The sequence below is a fragment of the Janthinobacterium sp. ROICE36 genome (assembly GCF_002869965.1).
Lineage (GTDB): Bacteria > Pseudomonadota > Gammaproteobacteria > Burkholderiales > Burkholderiaceae_D > Janthinobacterium.
This window is the reverse complement of record NZ_PEBS01000052.1, coordinates 21,620-40,824: the sequence shown is the minus strand read 5'-3', so window position 1 is coordinate 40,824 and position 19,205 is coordinate 21,620. Positions and strand designations below refer to the sequence as shown.

Below are 19,205 nucleotides of genomic sequence, written 5' to 3'. Positions count from 1 at the left end.
CGCAAAACTTCTGCGTTATTCGCTCCTGCCTCGACACGCTACGGAAACAAGGCCATGGCATGCTCGCCGTCTTGCAACGCGCCTTCGCTGGAAACCCGATTCAGCCAGCCCCCGGCTGAACAGTTACAAAATTACTTCGCCGTCGCCGCCGTCAGCTGCACCAGCTTGCGCTCGACAAACGCCTGCAGCTGGGGCGACAGGGTTTGCAAGCCCTTGGCCCGTTCGAAGGCCTGACGCGCCTGGGCCGGGTGGTTGTCGGCTTGCAAGGCTATCCCCAGGCCCATCCACCAGACGCTGTTGTCGGGCGCCGTCTGCAGGGCCGACTGATAATATTGCGACGCTTCGCGATAGCGCTGCTCGCGTTGCAACACGCCCGCCAGGAAGGCATGGTATTCGCCGTTGTCGCTGGCGTACGGCAGGCTGCGCAAGAGCGTATCGAGGGCGGCCGTGCCGCCATTCGTCTTGTCCAGCTGCAAACGGGCCAGCATCATCGCCTGCGCCGGCTGTTTCGGGTCCAGCGCCAGGCTCAGCTGCAACTGGCGTGCCGCCTCGTCGGGGCGCTGCGCTTCGAGCAACAGGCGCACCAGGGTTTCGCGCGCGCCCTGGTGGCGCGGGTCCAGCTGCAGGGTCTGCTGCAAGGCCAGCATGGCGTCGGAGACGCGGCCATCCTGCAACTGGGCCAGCGCGCGCCGGTATTCATTCTCCACACGCTGCTGCGCAGTAACTTGTTTTCCGTCAAGGATGCGCTCACTGGCGGCGGGCGCGGCCGTCTTCACGACGGGTACGGCGGCAAGCCTGGCCGGTTTTTCCGTGATGCGGCGCAATTCGGCGGGCCAAGCCCTGGCGGGCGCGGGGGCGGCTTCCTCGGTCTGGAACACGGGCTCGGGGGCCGCCGCAGCGGGCATCACTGGCGCGGCTGCCACAACAGGCGCAGGGGCCGGGGTTGCGGCCAAAGCCGGCGCACTGGCCACGCTGACCAGCACGGGCGGGCGCTTCCAGTACACCCAGCCCAAGGCGATGGCAACGGCCAGCATGCCGGCCGCGCCACCGAAGAGCAGTGCACGCGCGACGCCCCGCTCGCGTTCTGGCACGCAGCGGATACCGGCCGCGTCGCCGCGTCCATCGGGAGTGCCGCGCGCATCGAGGTCTTGCAACATCTTGTTAATCAGGCTCATCTACAGGCTCATCTTCGTCATCGGTTCAATAAGATCCAGCTCACGGCGCAGGCGGCAGCCAGCACGCCGGCGCCGGCCAGCCACGGCCATCGCAAAAAGCGCGGCTTGCTGGCCAGGGTATCGCTGGCGGCCAGCGCCACGTGGCGCCCGCTGACCTGCTGTCGCCCTTCACCATACGCCACCATCAGCGCCTTGTGCGCCATGATGTTGATCAGGCGCGGGATACCGCCGGAAGCCTTGTACAGCTTGCCCACGCCGCCACGACTGAACAGGCGCGCGCCATCGAAACCGGCCACGCGCAGGCGGTGCGCCACATAGAAATCCACATCATCGCGCGACAAGGGTCCCAGGTGGTAGTGAAAAGTGATGCGCTGCGCCAGTTGGCGGATTTCCGGCAGGGCCAGCTTGACGTCCAGTTCGGGCTGACCGAACAGCACGATTTGCAACAGCTTGCGCTTTTCCGTTTCCAGGTTCGTCAGCAGGCGCAGCGCTTCCAGGCTGTCGACGGGAATCGCCTGTGCTTCATCCAGGCACAGCAGCACGCGCTTGCCCTGCGCCGCCAGGTTGAGCAAGCGCAAGTTGAGCGACTTGAGTAGCTGATGCTGGTCAGCATCCTTCTCCAGCAGCACGTCAAGGTCGTCCGCCAACGCCAGGATCAGCGAACGGGGCGGCAGATTCGGATTCGGGATGTAGGCCGTGACGAAGTCCGGCCCCAGCGATTGCATGAACTTGCGGCAAAGAAAAGTCTTGCCGGTGCCCACTTCGCCAGTGATCTTGATGAAGCCCTCGCCATTGCGCGCCGCCACCAGCAAGGTGTTGAGCGCATTTTGCGACTGCGGGCCGTTGAAGAAGAAACTGGTATCGGGCGTGAGGCCGAACGGCGCCTCGCGCAAGCCGAAATGGGCCTGGTACATTTAGCGCCGCTCCGATGGACGGCGCGGGTCGAGCGCCTCGATGCGCTTGCCCGAATCGAGCAAGTCCTCGTTCCAGCTATTGGCGCCATCGACGATGGTCGGCTTGATCAGCACCACCAGTTCGCGCTTCTGGATCACCTGCCCCGTATTGCGGAACAGTGCACCCAGCACGGGAATGTCGCCCGCGCCCGGCACTTGCGAACGGTCGGCGGTGGTGGCCTGGCGCATCAGGCCGCCGATGGCGACGATGCGGCCATCCTGGCTGCGCACCATGCTGTCCATTTCCGAGGTGCTGGAAGCGGCCAGCGGCAATTTCAGCGAACCGGCACTGCCCAGGTCGATTTCCTTGCTGATGGTCGACACCTGGCTGACGGACGGGTGCACGTGCAGGATGATGTTGCCGTCTGCATCGATCTGCGGCGTCACGTCCAGCACCACGCCGGAAAAGAACGGTTGCAAGGTCACGTTGGGGCTGGTCGTCGCGCCGCTAGCCGTCGTATTCGTGGTGGTCGACACGCCCGTCACGTAAAACTCGTCCGTGCCTATCTTCAGCACGGCCTTCTGGTTGTTCATGGTGGCAATACGCGGACTCGACAGTACGTGCACGGAGCCCTGCGATTCCAGGAAGGAAATCATGGCGGCAAAATTGGTCGTCTGGAAAGCCAGGCCGAACATGGAGCCGGCCGCATTTGCCGCCGAACTGAGGCCGAAGCCGCTGCTGGCCGTCAAGCCGCTGCCATTCGTCATGTTGGGCGGCTGGCCGCCATTGAATGGCAGTGGCGCCAGGCTGCCGCCCGGCTGGATGAAGCCGGTCGAGATGCGGTTCGTGTGGCCGCTCTTGATGGAGGCGAACGAAGCCCAGTTGATGCCCGTCTGCGTGTTGTTGTTGAGCTCGACTTCAAGGATCTTCGCTTCCAGGATCACCTGGCGGTCGACGGACAGCTGCGTGGCCTTCAAATACATGTCGACATTGCGCAACTCTTCCGGCATGGCGCGGATGACGATCACCCCCGACTGCGGGCTGAGCACCACTTGCCGTCCCCCTTCGGTACTGCCGACGATGGCTTCCAGCGCCGCTCTCAGTTCCGGCCAGAAATCCGCCGTGGACGAGGTCGTCAAGTTGCTGCTATCCAGGGTACGGCCGCCCTGGCCGCCATTTGTTTGCTGTGTCTGCTCGTTATTGTTGCCCTGATTGCCATTGCCGCTATTGCCAGAGCCGCCAGAATTGGTCGCGCCCACCGAACCGACCGACGTCGACGAGACGCGCAGGTTGGAACTGCCCCGGCGCGCACCGGTCAGGTAATTCACGTGGAACAAGCGCGTCTGCATGGTCAGGGGCTTGATATATATCTGCGTTCCCTCGACCTTGTAATCGTAGCCGTACAGTTCGCGCACGGCGTCGAGCGCCTGGAACAGGGTCACATCCTTCAGATTGGCGGAAATCGTGCCGCCGATGTCAGGGTGGACCAGCATGTTGTAGCGCGTGCCGGCCACGATGGAGGTGAAGAACTGGCGCGCCGGCACATTGTTGAAGGCCACGTTGAAGCGCTCGTCGAGCGCGGCGCGGGCCTTCGGCAGTTGCTGGGCCAGGGCCGCCACGGGTGGCAGCAGCGCCGCGTCCACGGCGTCGGACTGGGCCGCTGGCGTCGTGGTGGCTGCCGCGCCCTTGACGGCATCGCTGATCGCATTGTAGGTGTCGCGCTTGACGGGCGCGACATTGCAGCCGCCCAGGCCCAGGCTGACGCTGATAACAGCCGCCATCGTACTGATCTTGAACATGCTCGCCTTGTGTTGATTGAGTTGCTTGGCCACTTCTTCTACTCCTGCTTGCGGTCGGTCTTGCTGCTGGGATACAGCTTGAAGGTTTCCAGTGATTTTCCACGCCGCAGCAGCACGGTCGTGTCATGGATTTCCATCACCACGGCATTGCCCACCTTGCTGCCGACCCTGACCACCTGGCCATCGATGACGGCCAGCCGGCGTCCGCCCGGCCGGGTGGAAATGAGCACTGATTGCAGCTGCGGCCGGGCCGCCACAACGGGCGCGGCGTTGGCGGGCGCCCACAGGGCTGCCGGCGGACGGGTCGGATCATCGAGCGCCTGCGCCTGCGCGCCCGGCCATGCCAGGCTCAGCGCTAAACCCAGCGCCAAACCCAGCGCCGGCAGCACGCGGCTGGTGCTCACTTTTGTCACAGTGCGATCCATGTATCGTCCATGCTGAGGGTATGTAAGGTCAGGGTCAGGGTGGCGCCAGGGTAGCTGGCAGATTCGAGGTGGGCGGCGCCCCAGAAGACGCGCGTCGGCATCGCTTGCAGCGCCTGCATGTATTGCACCAGGTCGGCATAACTGCCTTGCAGCACCACTTCCACGCCATGCTGGTGCAGCAGAGGTGCCGGGGCCGGTGCCTTGGCTGCCGCATCGCCGTTCCCGCTATCGGCCTGGCGCACGCCCACGGCGCTGGCGGGCAAGGTTTTCAGCGATACCACGCGCAGTCCCGCATGTCGGCGCAGCAAATGTTCAAGCAAGGTGAGCATGCGCTCGGGCGCCACCAGGCCATGCTGCTTTTCGCGCAGCGCCTGCGCCAGGGCCGCAGTTTCCGCCTGCAAGGCCAGCAGGCGCGTGCGCTCTTCCTGGTCGGGATCGGTGGCATGGGCGAGCATGGTCAGCACGATTTCCTGGTTGGTGGCGTTCAAGAGGCTTTGCTTTTGCGCAATGCTCGCTTCCAGCGCAGCGCGTTTCGCCAGCAAGGGATTGAAGCTCATGAAATAAAACACGAACAGGATCGCTGCCGCCCCGGCGCCAAACACCATCAGCCGCTCGCGCAGGCTGAGGGCGTCGAAGGCGGTGGCCCATTTTTTCAGCAAGGGCAGCATCAGCGTGTTCCTCCGGCAACAGATTTTGGCGGCTGGGCGGCGCGGTCGGCCGACTGCAGGCTGAATGCCACATAGGGCAAGCTGGTCGCCTCGGCCACGGCCGGCGGCTCGGGCTGGCCAATGTCGAGGCTGGCAAAGGCCTTGCCTTTCAGTACTTCCTGCTGGCCCAGGCGCGTGATATAAGCGGGCAGCAACGACGCTTGCAAGGCGCGGCCCTGCAAGCCGAAGTCATTGCCGGCGCCGGCGATGTCCACGCCCGTCAGCCATACGCCCTCGACCCTGGCTTGCGCCAACGCGCGGAAGTAGCCGGCATAGCCGAGGGTATTGCCCAGCTTGCCGCTTTCCAGCACGTTTGACGCATCCTGCAGCAACTGGCGCTGCCCCTCGACGGCTGCCAGTTCCTGCGCCAGGGCCGGATCTTTCTTGCGTGGCGGAAAATCGCGCAAGGTCTGGTCGCGCTTTGCCTCGCCTTGCGCCAGCGCCGCCTTGACGCCCGCTTCGCGCTGTTCCAGGCCGGCCATTGCACGCTGGGCCAGCACGCCAAGCGCCAGCAGGACCAGCGCCAGGCCGCCCAGGGCCAGCCCGGCCGTGCGCGCCGACATATGGTGTTTTTTTAGTTCAAACTGGGGATTGAACAGATTGATCTGCTGGCTCATGCGCCCTTCCCTTCGTGCTTGCCCGGGCCCGGGCCAAGCTCGCGCAAGGCCGCGCCGATGGCCAGGAAGTAGCGCGCCTGCATGGCCGGGTCGCGCAGTTCGGCGGCCTGCGAAAAGTCCAGCACCGTGGCCAGGTCCAGTTGCTCGACCGGCATGTAGAGATTGTCGGCAAGATAGGCGTGCAAGCCCTCGCTGGCGCCCGTCATCAGCATCAGACGGGCCAGCGAAATGAAATGGAACTGGCGGTCGAAATGATCGAACGAGCGCTGCAATTCCAGGGTAACGCGGTCGTAGTACTGGCTGGCGTCGGGCGACTGCAATTGCGTCAAGCTCACGTCGATGCGGCGTGCCTGGTACAGCTCGCCATTGAAACTCATGGTCAGCAAGCCGCCATCGCCATCGAAAAACAGCACGGCGATGCCGCGTCCCGGCGTTTCCAGCAAGGTGGCGATATTGCGCTGCGCCATTTCCGGGATATCGATCACGGACAGGCCGATCTTGCATTCGGCGTACAGCGCCTGGCGGCGCGACACGGCGCTGTTGCGCGCGGCGACGGCAAACACGCTGCTGCCGCGCTGGGTGCCGTTCGGGTCGCCGGGGATGTCGAACACGTCGATGGTGGCTTCGGCCAGGGGGAAGTCCAGCATGTCCTTCAAGCGCCAGCCCACGGCCGTCTTGAGTTCCTCGCGCGGCACGGCTGGCGCTTCCAGCGACAGCAGCTGGTATTCGCCGCCGGCCAGCACGGTGGTGCAGTGGCGCGCTGTCGCTTGTTGATCCTTGCCCAGTTTTTCCAGCACTTCGGCCGGTGCCGGCCGCGCAGCCGCCTGGTAGCTGGCGCCCAGCACGCGCGGCATGCCATCGGCGGGACGCTCGACAACGACAGCGCAGACGCCTTCGCGGCCAAACGCCGTGGCCAGCCAGCCGTCGTACTTCTTTGCTCTTGCGAATAAACCCATGCGAACTATCCAGTGTAAGTGCCTGCCCGAGCTTGTCGCGCAGATAATGCATCCAGTCAATTTTAATTCATGAAACCAATTTTATTCTGTAAAAACAATAAATTAGCGATCTTTTTTGCACGCAGTTGACCTTACTGCGACAGCACGGCTTGCAGGCGGCGCTGGACGTAATCGGCGTTATTGCCCGCGTTCGGACAGCGCGGCTCGACAGAGGCCGGCTGGTTGCAAGCGGTAGCCGTGATGGTCTGGCTGGTCAGGGTGCCTGGTCCGGTCGCCGTGCTGCATTGCACGCTGACGGAAAAAGAGGACAACGATGTGCCAGCCGGCAAGGCAAACGAGGTAGAGGAATCGCACTTTCCATCGATCAATTGCCGGTATACGCCCCACTCGATGCCGGCGCGCGCGGCTTGCTCGGCGCGCACGCCCTGCACGTCCAGTGCCGACTCGACCTGCTGCAGGGTAAACACATGCACCATCGCGGCACCCAGTCCCGCCAGCACCACCAGCAGGAAGATCGCCGTGACCAGGCTGAAACCGCGCATGCGGCGCGAGGGAAATATGCTCATGGCGCTCATGGTGTCATGGTGTGTTAGTGACCTGTACCTGCTGCGCCAGACGCAGCGTTCCCGTATTGCTGTTTTCCGCGCCAAGGCTCAGCACGATGCCGAGCAAGCCGCGCGGCACATTTTTCAGCAACGCATAAGTAAAGCAGCCTTCGGGAGCCGTCTTTTCGCCAGCCGGGACGCCAGTCCGATCGAGCGTGTTTTTCAGGATTTTTTGCGCCAGCAAAGCACGCACAGGGGCAGTTGCCAAGGGCGCTGCCGCCGCATCGAGCGGCTGCGCCGCCTGGATGGTGTAGCCGGAATAACGCGTCAGGGTGCCGGCCTGCGGATCGCAAACATAGCTGACAGGCGTCGTCACCACCTGAAAACGGTGCGAGGGCGAAGGAAATTTCTGCGGCGACTGCGCGAGGAAGGGATTGCTCTTCAGGGTCACCACCGTGGCGCTGACAGAAGCGACCTGCGCCAGATTGCAGACGCTGGCGTTGACGGCGCAGCCGTAGGCATCCGGCAAGTTTTCGCCCATATTGTAGACGGCGATATAGTCGCCAGCGGTGATCGCCGGCGCGTTCCCCACGACGGTGAATTGATTGGCGTCCGCAGCAGGACCGACGGGATTGAAAGCCAGCACGGGCCCCAGGCCTGGCGCGTCGTCCTCGGACAGATAGCGGCCGCCGGATTTCGTCAGCAGCAGTTCCAGGTATTTCCCATCCGTGCTGACGCGCACGCTATTCGGCAGCGCAAGGCGCACGTCGCGCGCGATGCGCCGCACGGCCGTATCGGCCATGTCGGCCAGGTCGGCGCGGGCATTCGCATCGACATACCCTTGCACGGGCAGGCGGATGAACATGGCCACCATGCCGCCGATGATGCCGGTAATGACGATCACGATGATCATCTCCACCAGGGTAAAGCCGCGCGCACGGCACCGGGGAAAGTAAGTCGTCATGGGATGCTGTTCGGCGCGTAGCGCGTGCGGTAGCCGTCAAGCACGACCTGCTGATTGTCGCCATATGCAACGCTGACGCGGATATGCAGCACATTGGGTGCCGCGATGTTGTTGAGCACAACGGCATTCATGCTCACCGTCGCCGCATATTGGTTGGCAAGCGCTGAAAACGGATTGCCGGCCACATCCGTGGTGTAACTTATGGCGCTGCCATCCTTGGCCACGTAATCATTCACATTATCGTACGGCCGCTGCGTGGCGCCTCCCTGTATGCCAAACGCTTCCCCGGTGGCGCAAGCGGCCTCGCCAGTGGCCGTCTCGGCTGCCGGGTCGTCTACTGCGCAATACGTGAAGCGCGCACCCTCGATTTCGTCCAGCATGCCTTCGGCAATGGCCAGCGCCTGCTTGCGCAGCTGCGGATCGACGCTGTTGCGCGTCGTCAAGCTCATCACGCCAAGGATGCCCACCACCGCCACGCCCACGATGACGATGAAGAGCGCCAGTTCGATCAGGGTCACGCCAGCCTGGGCGCGCCTGGCGGCATGGCGGCTAGCGGTACACATAGCCGGTCTCCGGTGATACCTTGATCTGGTATTGCTGCCCGCCGCCCGTGACGGCCAGCACCAGTAGCGTGGAAAAATCGCCATACGCCGCGTAATATGGACGCCCCAGCGGGTCAAAGTAAAAACCGCTGGCGCCACCCGACAGCTTGACGGACGAGGGCCATCCCTCGCACAGCCAGTTGCGCCATCCGCCGCAGGCGGCCAGGGTTTCCTTGCTGCCGCTGTTGCTGCCGGCAGGCGGCACGCTGCGGCTGGCAGCTGTATCGCAGGCGGAGGTAAAGCAAAGGGCCACGCTGTTGGCATCGATGTGCACAAACACGGCACGATTTTGCGCCACCGCCAGTTTTTGCCCATAGCGCACGATACTGGCCACCTGATCGCTGGCAGTACGCGCGTCAAACGTATCGCGCTGGAAAAATCGGTTGACGGCAAAGGTGGCCAGCAGGCCCGCGATCACCATCACCGCCACCAGCTCGATCAGGGTGAAACCGCGCGCAGCCGTGCGCCGCAGGGAGCCTGGCGGGCCTGCAGGGCGATGCGAAAAGACGGTCGGTGGCTGCTGCAATGGATGGCCCGTAAAAAAGCCCAACGGGCTGACGCCTGGGGTTGGGCTGGTGGTGCGCAAGGAAGGCCGGATGTGGCCGGGCGTTCCTTGCAGAGTGCTCAAAGATTAGTTACACGTGGTAGATGATGCCAGATCGACAGTATTTGCAGGGGCAGTACCTGTAGCGGCGGTGTAGGTAACAGAGCATCCCGAACGCGATGCCACTGCATCAGGGGTCACGACAAAACCGGTCGTAGATATCACATAGTCCGGCTTGGCAATGCCTGCGGCGATTCCAATCCCGGCGGCATCCGCCGTAGGATAACCATTTGCTCCGGTAACCGCGTTTCCTTCCATCGTTACAGTCTTGGTCGGGTCCGCATTGACCAGCCACTGCGCATGGTACAGGGCCGCTCCGGCCTTGATAGCGCCAGCGGCCGCATGCATCTTGGCCACGCGCGCATCGGTCGACATGTCGATGAATTTAGGAATCGCCGTCGCTGCCAGGATGCCGAGGATCACGATGACGACGATCAGTTCAATCAGGGTAAAACCCGCCTGGGCGCCGCTTTTCATACTACGTAAAGACTTATTCATACCTGCTCTCCAAAATCAAATAAAAACTTCCAAACCAACACCATGAAACTGTCGCTGCAGCGGACCAGGAAACGCCTCACTTTGCTACCGGGTCCGACGATTTCCACACCACGATATCGGGTTCCCGGGCGAGCTTGTCAAGATCGGCGTTTGCACCTGGCAAGATTACCTTAAATTTCGCTGCCTCAAACCCTGAATTGGGAAAAATATTGCCTTTGCTAAACAAATAGATGATTCTTTGTTCTTTTTTGTCGTATAACCAATTCCCTGTAGGTAATTTTGCAAGGTCCGGCTGCGCAAACTCGCCCAGGTAATTGGCCGGCTTATCCTCCAGCCAGTCGAACGGGTTTTGCCGCGCCAGCAGCGGCAGCTTGTCGCGCCGGTCCGCCAGGTAAAGGTGCAACACCTGCACCCGCAAGCTGGTGCGCAAGACACCGAGCATCTGCGCCACGGCCACCTGCTGCGCCTGCTGCTGGTAATAGCTGACCCTGTTCAAGAACACTGCCATCAGGATGGCGAACACGCTCGCCACGACCGCCAGCTCGAACAGGCTGAAACCGCGCTGGCGGGCAGGCAGTGCCATCAGTGCAGGGCCGCCCGGCCCAGGTCCCAGATCGGCAGGAAGATGCCCAGCGCCAGCACCAGCACCATGGCGCCGAGAAAGACGATCAAAATCGGTTCGATCTGCGCCGACAGGGTTTTCAGCTCATAATCGACTTCGCGCTCGTACATGTCGGCGATCTCGTCCATCAGGTCGTCGAGGGAACCGGATTCCTCGCCCACGGCGATCATCTGCAGCACCACCGGCGTAAACACGCCGGCCGCCACCGAGGTGCGCAAGATGCTTTCGCCCCGCTCGACGCCGTCGCGCATCTGCTCCACGCGCGTGCTCAGGTAAGTGTTATCGACCGTTTGCGACACCACCGTCAGCGCCTGCACGATGGGCACGCCACTCGTGCTCGACAGGGCAAAGCTGCGCGCAAAGCGGGCCATCGTGCCCTTCAGGATGATCTTGCCGGCGATCGGCAGGCCCAGCTTGGCGCGGTCCCACTTGTATAACCCTTCTTTCGTGCGCAGCCAGGCGCGCCAGCCGAAGAAGCCGCCCGCGCCCAGCAGCAGCAAAATGGGCCAGTAAGCCACCGTAAAGCGCGAGGTGCCGATCAGGATGCGCGTCATCAGCGGCAGTTCCGCATGAAAACTCGCGAACACCTTCTCGAACTGGGGGATGACGAAGATATTCACCACCACCATGGCGGCGAGCATGGCGAAGACGACGAAGGTCGGGTAGCGCGTCGCCGTTTTCACGCGCGCGCGCATGTCGCGGTCGAATTCCAGGTGGTCGAACAGGCGCAAAAACACTTCGTCGAGGCGCCCCGTCATTTCGCCCACGCGCACCATCGACAGATAAAACGGCGTGAAGATCGTGGGATGGCGCGCCATGGCGGCCGACAGTTCGCGCCCCGCATCGAGCGACTCGCGCACATCCTTGATGATGCGCCCGAACGCGGGACTGATGGCAGATTCCTGCAAGCCGGCCAGGCCGCGCATGATGGGCACGCCCGCTTTCAGCAGGGTGTACAGCTGGCGGCTGAACAGTTGCACATCCATGGGCGTGACTTTTTTCTCGGTCAGCTTGTCCCACCAGCTCAGCTTGCTGGTGCCGGCGCCCGTCACCGTCTGTTTGGTGGCGCTGATATCGACGGGCGTACTGCCGCCCGCCATCAATTGATCAGCCACGGCGCCGCTGTCGGCCCCTTCCATCACGCCGGTCAGCAGCTCGCCGCCGGCACTGCGCGCCTTGTAAGCAAAAAATGGCACCTCAATCCTCGCTCTGGTTGCTGATGCGCATCGCTTCCATCACCGTCGTGCGGCCCTGGACTACCAGTTGCACGGCGTGGCGGCGCAAGGTTTCGCCCGCCATCTGCGCCATCGCCACCTTCATGAAGTGGGAAGGATCGGCATGGTTGGCGGCGTCGGCCACGGCGCGCGTGATTTCCAGCAATTCGTACACGCCCGTGCGGCCCCGGTAACCCATGCCATTGCAATGCGAGCAGCCCTTGCCGTGGAAATACTGGTTGCGCTCGACCAGCTCGCCCAGTTCCAGGCGCAGCCATTCGTATTCGTTGGGCGTGGGCTGGTACGGCGTGCTGCAGCTTTCGCAAATCACGCGCACCAGGCGCTGCGCCAGCACGGCTTGCAGCGAGCTGCCCACCATGTAACGGGGCACGCCCATGTCCATCAGGCGCAGCGGCGTGCTGATGGCGTCGTTGGTGTGCAGGGTCGACAGCACCAAGTGACCCGTCATGGCGGCGCGCAAGCCGATCTGCGCCGTTTCCTGGTCGCGCATCTCGCCGACGAGCACGATATCGGGATCTTGCCGCAGGGCCGAGCGCAGCACGCGGGCAAAATTGAGCTCGATCTTGTCGTTCACTTGCACCTGGTTAATGCCGGGCAAGCGATATTCGACAGGGTCTTCCACAGTGATGAGCTTTTTTTCCACGGAATTGAGCTCGGACAAGGCGCAGTACAAGGTCGTCGTCTTGCCGCTACCGGTCGGCCCCGTCACCAGCACCAGGCCGTTCGGACGGTTCACGATGGCGCGGAACTGCGCCACCAGCGCAGGCGGCATGCCGATGGCGTCCAGGCGCAGGGTCGTGCCGCCCTGGTTCAAGAGCCGCATCACCACCGATTCGCCGTATTGCGTCGGCATGGTGGAGATACGCACGTCGATGCGCTGGTTTTTCACGCGGATGGCGAAGCGGCCATCCTGCGGCAAGCGTTTTTCGGAAATATCGAGGTCCGACATCAGCTTCAGGCGCAGCGCCAGCGAACTGGCGATCTTGCTGTCCGCTTCCGTCTGCAGGTGCAGCACGCCGTCGATGCGGAAGCGGATTTGCAGCCGCCCTTCCTGCGGTTCGATGTGGATGTCCGAGGCGCGCACTTGCGTGGCGTCCTCGAACACCGATTGCAGCAGCTTGACGATGGGCGCTTCTTCCAGGCCCGGATTGGCGGCCAGGGCGCCGAAGTCGACGGACACATCGCCCAGGTCCTGCTCCAGCTCGCGTGTCAGGGTGGAAATATCTTCCGTGCGGCGGTAGATGCGGTCGATCGCCTGCAGCACTTCCGTTTCGTTGACCACGGCCAATTCGATGTGGCGCTTGACCAGGCGCGAAATTTCATCGTAGGCGAACAGGTCCGTCGGATCGGACATGCCGACCAGCAAACCCTCGCGCCGGTCTTCCATCACCAGCGCGCGAAAGCGCCGCGCCTGGGTTTCCGGCAGCAACCGCACCAGTTCGGGATTGATGTTGAAAAACTTCAGATTGATGTAGGGAATGTCGAGCTGGCGTGCCAGCGCACCCGAAATTTGCTCTTCCGTGACAAAGCCGTGCTCGACAAAAACGCGGCCCAGCTTGCGCCCCGAACGCTTCTGTTCCGTCAATGCCTGGCCCAACTGTTGTTCCGTCAGCAACTCCTGCTGCACCAAAATTTCACCGAGCCGGACTTTCTCTGGCCTTGCCATGCTTGCTCCTCGACAAATTCTTCAGACGATGCACGCCAGCGGCGCGCGCAGGTATTTTATTCCAGAACCTGTTGTTTCTTAAAGAAAATACATTACGCGGCTTGATTTTCGCGCATTTGCGCACGCTAGAAGGAAACACTTGCCGCCCGCCCTCGCCCATGGCAATAATGGCGGTCGTACGCCCTCTTGCCTGCCGACCCTTGCCCCTATGAACGACTGCGCCATCGAGTTTCACAACGTGCATCTGCAACTGGCGGGCAGCGCCGTGCTGCGCGGCGTCGACCTGCAAGTACGCGCGGGGGAACTGTTCGGCCTGGTCGGCGTGAATGGCGCGGGCAAGACCAGCCTGCTGAAATGCCTGCTGGACTTTTGCACGCCCGAGCGGGGCGACATTGCCATTTTCGGCCAGCCGCACCGGCACGGCGCGGCGCGCCAGCCCTTGTCCTTTCTGCCGGAACGTTTCCAGGCGCCCTACTACCTGACGGGCGACGACTTCCTGCGCTACCTGTCGCGCCTGCACCATGTGCGTCCCGATGCGCAAGCGCTGCGGCAAGCCCTGGACGCGCTGGACCTGGCGCCGCACGCCTTGCGGCGCCCCGCGCGCGACTATTCGAAAGGCATGATGCAGAAACTGGGGCTGGCCGCCTGCTTGCTGTCTGGCAAGCCGCAACTGGTGCTGGACGAGCCGATGAGCGGACTCGACCCGAAGGCGCGCGCGCAGTTCAAGCAAGTGCTGCAGCAAGCGCGCGCGCAGGGCCGCGGCGCCCTGCTCACTTCGCATGCGCTGGCCGACGTGGAAGAATTGTGCGACCGCATGGCCATCCTGCATGGGGGCCGCATCGTGTTTGCGGGCACACCCGCCGAATGCCGCGCGCGCCATGGCGGTGTGGCAGGCGCCAGCCTGGAGCAAGCCTTCCTTAATTGCATCGCGGCATGAACGCCGACACGCACGCCACGCTTCAGGCGCCGTCCGAGCGGCCTTACGCACCGTCCCCGCACGGCATGTATCTGCGCCATTTCGGCTTGCGCACGGCACCGTTCGGCATCACGCCGGACCCGGCCTTCTTCTATTCCGGCAATACACGGGGCGAGCTGCTGGCCGCGCTGCTATATGCCGTCACGCAAGGCGAAGGCATCATCAAGCTGACGGGCGAAGTGGGCAGCGGCAAGACCATGCTGTGCCGCATGCTGGCCGAACGCCTGCCGTCCCATGTCGACGTGGTGTACCTGCTCAATCCCCACCTGGAACCGGACGAAGTCTTGCACGCCATCGCCGCCGAACTGGGCCTGGAACTGGACGGCTGCCGCGCCGATGCCGTGCTGCGCGCCCTGCACGGCGAGCTGATCGCCCGGCATGCGGCCGGGCGCCAGGTGGTGTTGCTGGCAGAAGAGGCGCAAGCCATGCCGGGTGCCACGCTGGAAGCGCTGCGCCTGCTGACAAATTTGGAAACATCCAGCCACAAGCTACTGCAAATCGTCCTGTTTGGCCAGCCGGAATTGCAGCAGACGCTGGACTTGCCCCAGTTCCGCCAGCTAAAGGAACGCATCACCCACAGTGTTACCGTGCCGTGCCTGCCGCAGGCCTTGTTGAACGATTATCTGGCGTGCCGCCTGGCCGCTGCCGGCCGCACGGCGCCCCTCGTTTTTACCCCGAACGCGCTGCGCCTGCTGGCGCGTGCCGCGCACGGCATCGTGCGCAGGATTAACATCCTGGCCGACAAAGCCTTGCTGGCAGCATTTGCGGATGATGCGCAGCAAGTGAGCGCGCGCCATATGCACCTGGCCATAGCCGACAGCCCTTTTTACCGCGCGCCATGGCACGCGGGCAAACTGCTGGCGGGTGCCTTGAGCGCACTGATGCTGCTGCTGGCCGCTGCGCTGCTGTGGCAATGGCTGGCAAGCAGCCAAAGCCAGACAGCGGTGGGGATGGCGCCGCCCTCCAGCCACCCACCCAGCACTATCGCGCAGGCCGAGGCCCGGGCCGCAGCGCCGTCAACGCTGCTCGACAGCAAGCTGGCCGAATCGCGCGACTGGCTGGCACAACAAGGGCCGCAGCAACTGGTGCTGCAGATCGCCAGCCTGCCTGCCAGCGAGACAGCTGCGGCAGAAACCTTTTTGCAGCAGGCGCAGCAAGTTGTCGGCCTGCGCGATATCCATGTCTTTCGCCTGCCTGGTACAGCCCCAGCAAGTACGCCAGCCGGTGCGTCGCCAGGCAAGCCGTCCGGCAGGCAGCAGGCGACACCACCGCCGGCGCCCGCCAGCGCCGCCGCGCGCCTGACCATCGTCTACGGCAGCTTTGCCGACCGGGCCAGCGCCGAAGCCGTTTGGGCCAGGATAGCCCCCGTGTCGCCGCAGAATATATTGCTGAGCAACATGGAGAGTATCCGCATGGAAATGAAAGCCACCCCCCCGGTACAAGCAGGGCGTAGGGCTCCCTGACTTTATTTCTGCATATTGCCTCCCAATCCTGCACAGCCGATTGCTTTTAGGCGATCATGCTGGTTAAAATTGCAAAAGCACAACACGACTCCAAGGGCGAACTTTTCATGATTCAACACCCTATTCCTGTGCTGGCCTCCTGGGTCGCCCTGGCCTGCAGCGCCATGCTGGCCGGCTGCGCCGCGCATCAAACGCCGCTGTCGCCTGGCCACATCAATGCCCCGCCCCGCCCTGCCGGCGTCATTCCCGAACCGGTGCAGCAAAGCAGCGCGCTGGCCGCGCCCCTGGCCGCGCCCAAAGTGGAAACCTACAGCGTCACCGTGCACAAGGTGCCCGTGCAATCGCTGCTGTTTGCGCTGGCGCGCGATGCAGGCATGAATATCGACATCCACCCGCAGATCGAGGGTAGCGTCACCCTGAATGCGCTGAACCAGACCCTGCCGCAACTGCTGGCGCGCATCGGCAGGCAAGTCGACATGCGCTACGAAATCGATGGCAAGAACCTGACGGTGCTACCCGACGCGCCCGTCTGGCGCAATTACAAGGTCGATTACGTCAACATGGCACGCAGCACCAACAGCAGCGTGAATATCGCCACGCAAATCTCCACGGCGGGCGGCGGGTCGAACAACGCCAGCAATCCGGTCGGCAGTACGCAGGGCAGCGGCGGCAGTGGCAATAACAATTCGACCACCCTGGTAGTGAATCGTTCGGAAAATAATTTCTGGTACAGCCTGGAAAAGAATATCCGCGACCTGCTGCGCGAGAGCACGCTCAACGACGTGCTGGTGGACCCACTGGCGCAGCTGAACCAGCAGTTGACAAACATGCCCGGCCAGCAAGGCCAGCAGGGACAGCAGCAGAACCAGGCTGGCAACTTCCCTGCCGCCGGCGCCACTGGCCAGTACGGCGCCCAGCCGCCGATGCAGTATGGCAGCGCGAATGGCAATCCGAACAGCGGTCAAAATGCGCCTGGCCAGCAAGGCACTGGCCAGAACGCGAATCCTGGCCAAGCGCTGGACGCGAACGGCATGCCGCTGCTGAAGCTGGCCAACAAGGGCAGCCCCTCGTCCGTGGTCGTCAACGTGGAAGGCGGCCTGATCGCCGTGCGGGCCACGGGGCGCCAGCACGAGAAAATCGCCGAATTCCTCGACGCGGTATTGCATAGCGCCAAGCGGCAAGTGCTGATCGAGGCGACCATCATCGAGGTACGCCTGAGCAATGAATACCAGCAAGGCATCAACTGGTCGCGCCTGACGGGCAGCCTGAGCCTGACGCAGAAGCAAGTCGGCACTCCTGCGCTCAGCAGCGGCGTCACGCCAGGCATCACGCCTGGCATCTTCGTGCTCGATTATCTGAAGGACAGTTTCAGGACCACCATCCAGCTGCTCGAATCATTCGGCAAGGTGAAAGTGCTGTCCAGCCCGAAGATCAGCGTGCTCAACAATCAAACGGCCATGCTGAAGGTGGTCGACAACAATGTCTTCTTTACCATCAAGGTGACGCCCGCCGTGATCAGCTCGACGGGCACCATCACCACGCCAGCCACCTATGAGTCAAAACTGGAAACGGTGCCGGTCGGCTTCGTCATGAGCGTCACGCCGCAGATTTCCGACAGCGATGAAGTCACCCTGAACGTGCGGCCCACCATCACGCGCATCGTCGGCTACGTGCAAGACCCGAATCCGGCCCTGACCTCGGCCAGCGTGCAAAGCCGCGTGCCCGTGATCCAGGCGCGCGAGCTGGAATCGATCATGAAAGTCAGCAATGGCCAGATCGCCGTGATGGGCGGCCTGATGCAGGACTCCATCGACAACGCCAGGGATGGCGTGCCGGGCCTGTCCAGCCTGCCGTTGGTGGGCAATCTATTTACCTATCGCAATGAAGCAAGCAGCAAGACGGAACTGGTGATCTTCTTGCGTCCTGTGGTGGTCAAGGATGCCAGCGTCAACGGCGATTATCGTGATTATCGCTACCTGCTGCCCGGCCAGGCGCCGCTCAACAGCCAGCCGTACACGGATGGCCCGCCAGCGACCGCCGCCCAGCCGCAGGCACGCCTGCAGGGAGACTTCCCATGAGCTTGCTGATGCAGGCGCTCAAGAAGGCCGAGCGAGCCAAACAGAACAGCCTTTCCGACGAGGAACTGGAAAAGCCGTCCGAGGCCTACGACCAGGTGCTGGAACTGGCACCGGCCGATGCCCTGCCGCTGCGTCCCACGGCTGCCGCGCCGCCCGTGCAGCCGGCCACCACCTTGAGCCTGGAACCGCTGCCGGACGCAGCCGCGCCGCAGCCGACGCCCAGGAGCGCCCAACCGGGCTCACCGCCAAACCAGCAGCCAGGCCCACCTCCCGAGCCGCCGCGCGCGCGCCCCGAACCGCCACCCGCCCGGCCACGCGCCAGCCGCAGCAATACGCCGCCGAAAGGCCCCGCAGGCCCGATCAGCGTCGACCCGGCCACCGTGCGCCTGGCCGTCCTGCTGGCGATTCTGCTGCTGGTGGCCGGTTCCATGGCGTATTGGTACTGGCGCGCCAGCACCAGCCCCGGCGCGGGCGCCAAGCTGCCCGGCGTGCCCATGCCTTTGACGGATGCTCCCGGCACGCTCGGGGTTGCCGGGCCCATCGTGGTGATGCCAGGCGCGGCCACGGCCCCTGAACAGCCTCTGCCGCAAGCCTTGCCGCCGGAATTAGCGCAGGCGCCGCGCCAGCAAGCCGACGCCGCAGAGCAGCAAGCCATGATACAGGCGGCGGCCCAGGCCGCCGTGGCGGCGCAGCTGGCGCACATGGCGCCGCCCGCGCCCGCCAGCCTGCCGCCCGTGGCCGCGCCCGAGAATAGCCAGATCCAGGTACAACGCAGCGTTGCCGCGCCGCAAATCGACCCCGGCGTGCAACAAGCTTACCAGGCATTCAAAGGCGGCCAGCTGGGCCTTGCTCGCCAACAATATGAAGCGGTGTTGCGGCAAGATGCGAACAACCGCGACGCGCTGCTGGGCCTGGCGGCCGTGACCCTGCGCGAGCACCAGGGGGCGCAGGCGGCAGCCTTGTACGTGCGTTTGCTGGAAATCAATCCCGACGATGGCGAGGCGCTGGCCGGGCTGATCGGCCTGCGCCAGGGCGACGTGGTGCTCAGTGAAGCCAAGCTGAAAGCCATCCTGGCCCGCAGCCCCGACAGCGCCCCCGTGCTGTTTGCACTAGGCAATGTGTATGCCAAGCAACGCCGCTGGAACGAAGCGCAGCAGCAATTTTTCCGCGCCTACGGCGCCGCGCCCGGCAATCCCGATTATGCCTTCAACCTGGCCGTGGGCCTGGACCGGCTGAACCAGCCCAGGCTGGCCGCCACGTATTACCAGCGCGCATTGACCCTGGCGCAAACCACGCCCGCCGCCTTCGACCAGGCTGTGGTGCAAACGCGCTTGCGCGAACTGGCCGACCCGGCCATCATCACACCCCGTCAGGAATAA

The 19,205-nt window shown here is 63.7% G+C and carries 19 protein-coding genes; 4 read left to right on the top strand and 15 right to left on the bottom strand.

Features of this window, described 5'->3' with window-relative positions:
* Positions 1-131: 131 nt before the first annotated feature.
* From CSZ94_RS19620 to CSZ94_RS19550, 15 genes are all read right to left on the bottom strand, one after another.
* The gene (locus tag CSZ94_RS19620; RefSeq protein WP_102123062.1) at positions 132-1,175 is read right to left on the bottom strand and encodes a tetratricopeptide repeat protein; all 1,044 of its coding nucleotides are present in this window, start codon (positions 1,173-1,175) and stop codon (positions 132-134) included.
* Between the two features lie 17 nt (positions 1,176-1,192).
* Complete coding sequence (locus CSZ94_RS19615) at positions 1,193-2,089, bottom strand: ExeA family protein (protein ID WP_102123061.1); 897 nt, start codon at positions 2,087-2,089, stop codon at positions 1,193-1,195.
* Positions 2,090-3,868: a pilus (MSHA type) biogenesis protein MshL gene (gene mshL, locus CSZ94_RS19610; protein WP_102123067.1), complete on the bottom strand. Its 1,779-nt coding sequence runs from the start codon at positions 3,866-3,868 to the stop codon at positions 2,090-2,092.
* Between the two features lie 38 nt (positions 3,869-3,906).
* Positions 3,907-4,281 carry an MSHA biogenesis protein MshK gene (locus CSZ94_RS19605; RefSeq protein WP_258001101.1) on the bottom strand — a complete coding sequence of 125 codons (375 nt, stop codon included), beginning with the start codon at positions 4,279-4,281 and terminating at the stop codon, positions 3,907-3,909.
* Positions 4,278-4,961 carry a type II secretion system protein GspM gene (gene gspM, locus CSZ94_RS19600; protein WP_102123059.1) on the bottom strand — a complete coding sequence of 228 codons (684 nt, stop codon included), beginning with the start codon at positions 4,959-4,961 and terminating at the stop codon, positions 4,278-4,280. The genes CSZ94_RS19605 and gspM overlap by 4 nt, the downstream gene beginning before the upstream one ends.
* Positions 4,961-5,617: an MSHA biogenesis protein MshA gene (locus tag CSZ94_RS19595; protein ID WP_102123058.1), complete on the bottom strand. Its 657-nt coding sequence runs from the start codon at positions 5,615-5,617 to the stop codon at positions 4,961-4,963. Before CSZ94_RS19595 ends, gspM begins: the two co-directional genes overlap by 1 nt.
* A complete protein-coding gene (locus CSZ94_RS19590; RefSeq protein WP_102123057.1) occupies positions 5,614-6,573 on the bottom strand; it encodes an agglutinin biogenesis protein MshI in 960 nt (319 codons plus the stop codon). The genes CSZ94_RS19595 and CSZ94_RS19590 overlap by 4 nt, the downstream gene beginning before the upstream one ends.
* A 131-nt stretch (positions 6,574-6,704) precedes the next feature.
* Positions 6,705-7,139, bottom strand: a complete 435-nt coding sequence (locus CSZ94_RS19585) for an agglutinin biogenesis protein MshP (protein WP_102123056.1) — start codon at positions 7,137-7,139, stop codon at positions 6,705-6,707.
* A 13-nt stretch (positions 7,140-7,152) separates the two neighbouring features.
* Complete coding sequence (locus tag CSZ94_RS19580) at positions 7,153-8,082, bottom strand: PulJ/GspJ family protein (RefSeq protein WP_102123055.1); 930 nt, start codon at positions 8,080-8,082, stop codon at positions 7,153-7,155.
* Positions 8,079-8,645 carry a type IV pilus modification PilV family protein gene (locus CSZ94_RS19575; protein ID WP_102123054.1) on the bottom strand — a complete coding sequence of 189 codons (567 nt, stop codon included), beginning with the start codon at positions 8,643-8,645 and terminating at the stop codon, positions 8,079-8,081. Before CSZ94_RS19575 ends, CSZ94_RS19580 begins: the two co-directional genes overlap by 4 nt.
* Positions 8,632-9,270 (bottom strand): pilus assembly FimT family protein, encoded by a 639-nt coding sequence (locus tag CSZ94_RS19570; protein WP_258001100.1) that lies wholly within the window; start codon positions 9,268-9,270, stop codon positions 8,632-8,634. Before CSZ94_RS19570 ends, CSZ94_RS19575 begins: the two co-directional genes overlap by 14 nt.
* Positions 9,271-9,315: 45 nt before the next feature.
* Positions 9,316-9,786, bottom strand: a complete 471-nt coding sequence (locus CSZ94_RS29205) for a type II secretion system protein (protein ID WP_102123053.1) — start codon at positions 9,784-9,786, stop codon at positions 9,316-9,318.
* Between the two features lie 76 nt (positions 9,787-9,862).
* The gene (locus CSZ94_RS19560; RefSeq protein ID WP_102123052.1) at positions 9,863-10,369 is read right to left on the bottom strand and encodes a type II secretion system protein; all 507 of its coding nucleotides are present in this window, start codon (positions 10,367-10,369) and stop codon (positions 9,863-9,865) included.
* Entirely contained in the window at positions 10,369-11,604 is a 1,236-nt protein-coding gene (locus CSZ94_RS19555; protein WP_102123051.1) for a type II secretion system F family protein, read from the bottom strand. The genes CSZ94_RS19560 and CSZ94_RS19555 overlap by 1 nt, the downstream gene beginning before the upstream one ends.
* 1 nt (position 11,605) lies before the next feature.
* Positions 11,606-13,309, bottom strand: a complete 1,704-nt coding sequence (locus CSZ94_RS19550) for a GspE/PulE family protein (RefSeq protein WP_102123050.1) — start codon at positions 13,307-13,309, stop codon at positions 11,606-11,608.
* Between the two features lie 139 nt (positions 13,310-13,448).
* Between CSZ94_RS19550 and CSZ94_RS19545 the strand changes: the two genes are divergently transcribed.
* The 4 genes from CSZ94_RS19545 to CSZ94_RS19530 all read left to right on the top strand — a co-directional run bounded on the left by CSZ94_RS19545 (position 13,449) and on the right by CSZ94_RS19530 (position 19,205).
* Positions 13,449-14,246, top strand: a complete 798-nt coding sequence (locus CSZ94_RS19545; protein ID WP_258001099.1) for an ABC transporter ATP-binding protein — start codon at positions 13,449-13,451, stop codon at positions 14,244-14,246.
* Positions 14,243-15,748, top strand: a complete 1,506-nt coding sequence (locus tag CSZ94_RS19540; RefSeq protein ID WP_258001098.1) for an ExeA family protein — start codon at positions 14,243-14,245, stop codon at positions 15,746-15,748. The genes CSZ94_RS19545 and CSZ94_RS19540 overlap by 4 nt, the downstream gene beginning before the upstream one ends.
* 107 nt (positions 15,749-15,855) lie before the next feature.
* Positions 15,856-17,826 carry a pilus (MSHA type) biogenesis protein MshL gene (locus CSZ94_RS19535; protein WP_102123048.1) on the top strand — a complete coding sequence of 657 codons (1,971 nt, stop codon included), beginning with the start codon at positions 15,856-15,858 and terminating at the stop codon, positions 17,824-17,826.
* The gene (locus tag CSZ94_RS19530; protein WP_102123047.1) at positions 17,823-19,205 is read left to right on the top strand and encodes a tetratricopeptide repeat protein; all 1,383 of its coding nucleotides are present in this window, start codon (positions 17,823-17,825) and stop codon (positions 19,203-19,205) included. Before CSZ94_RS19535 ends, CSZ94_RS19530 begins: the two co-directional genes overlap by 4 nt.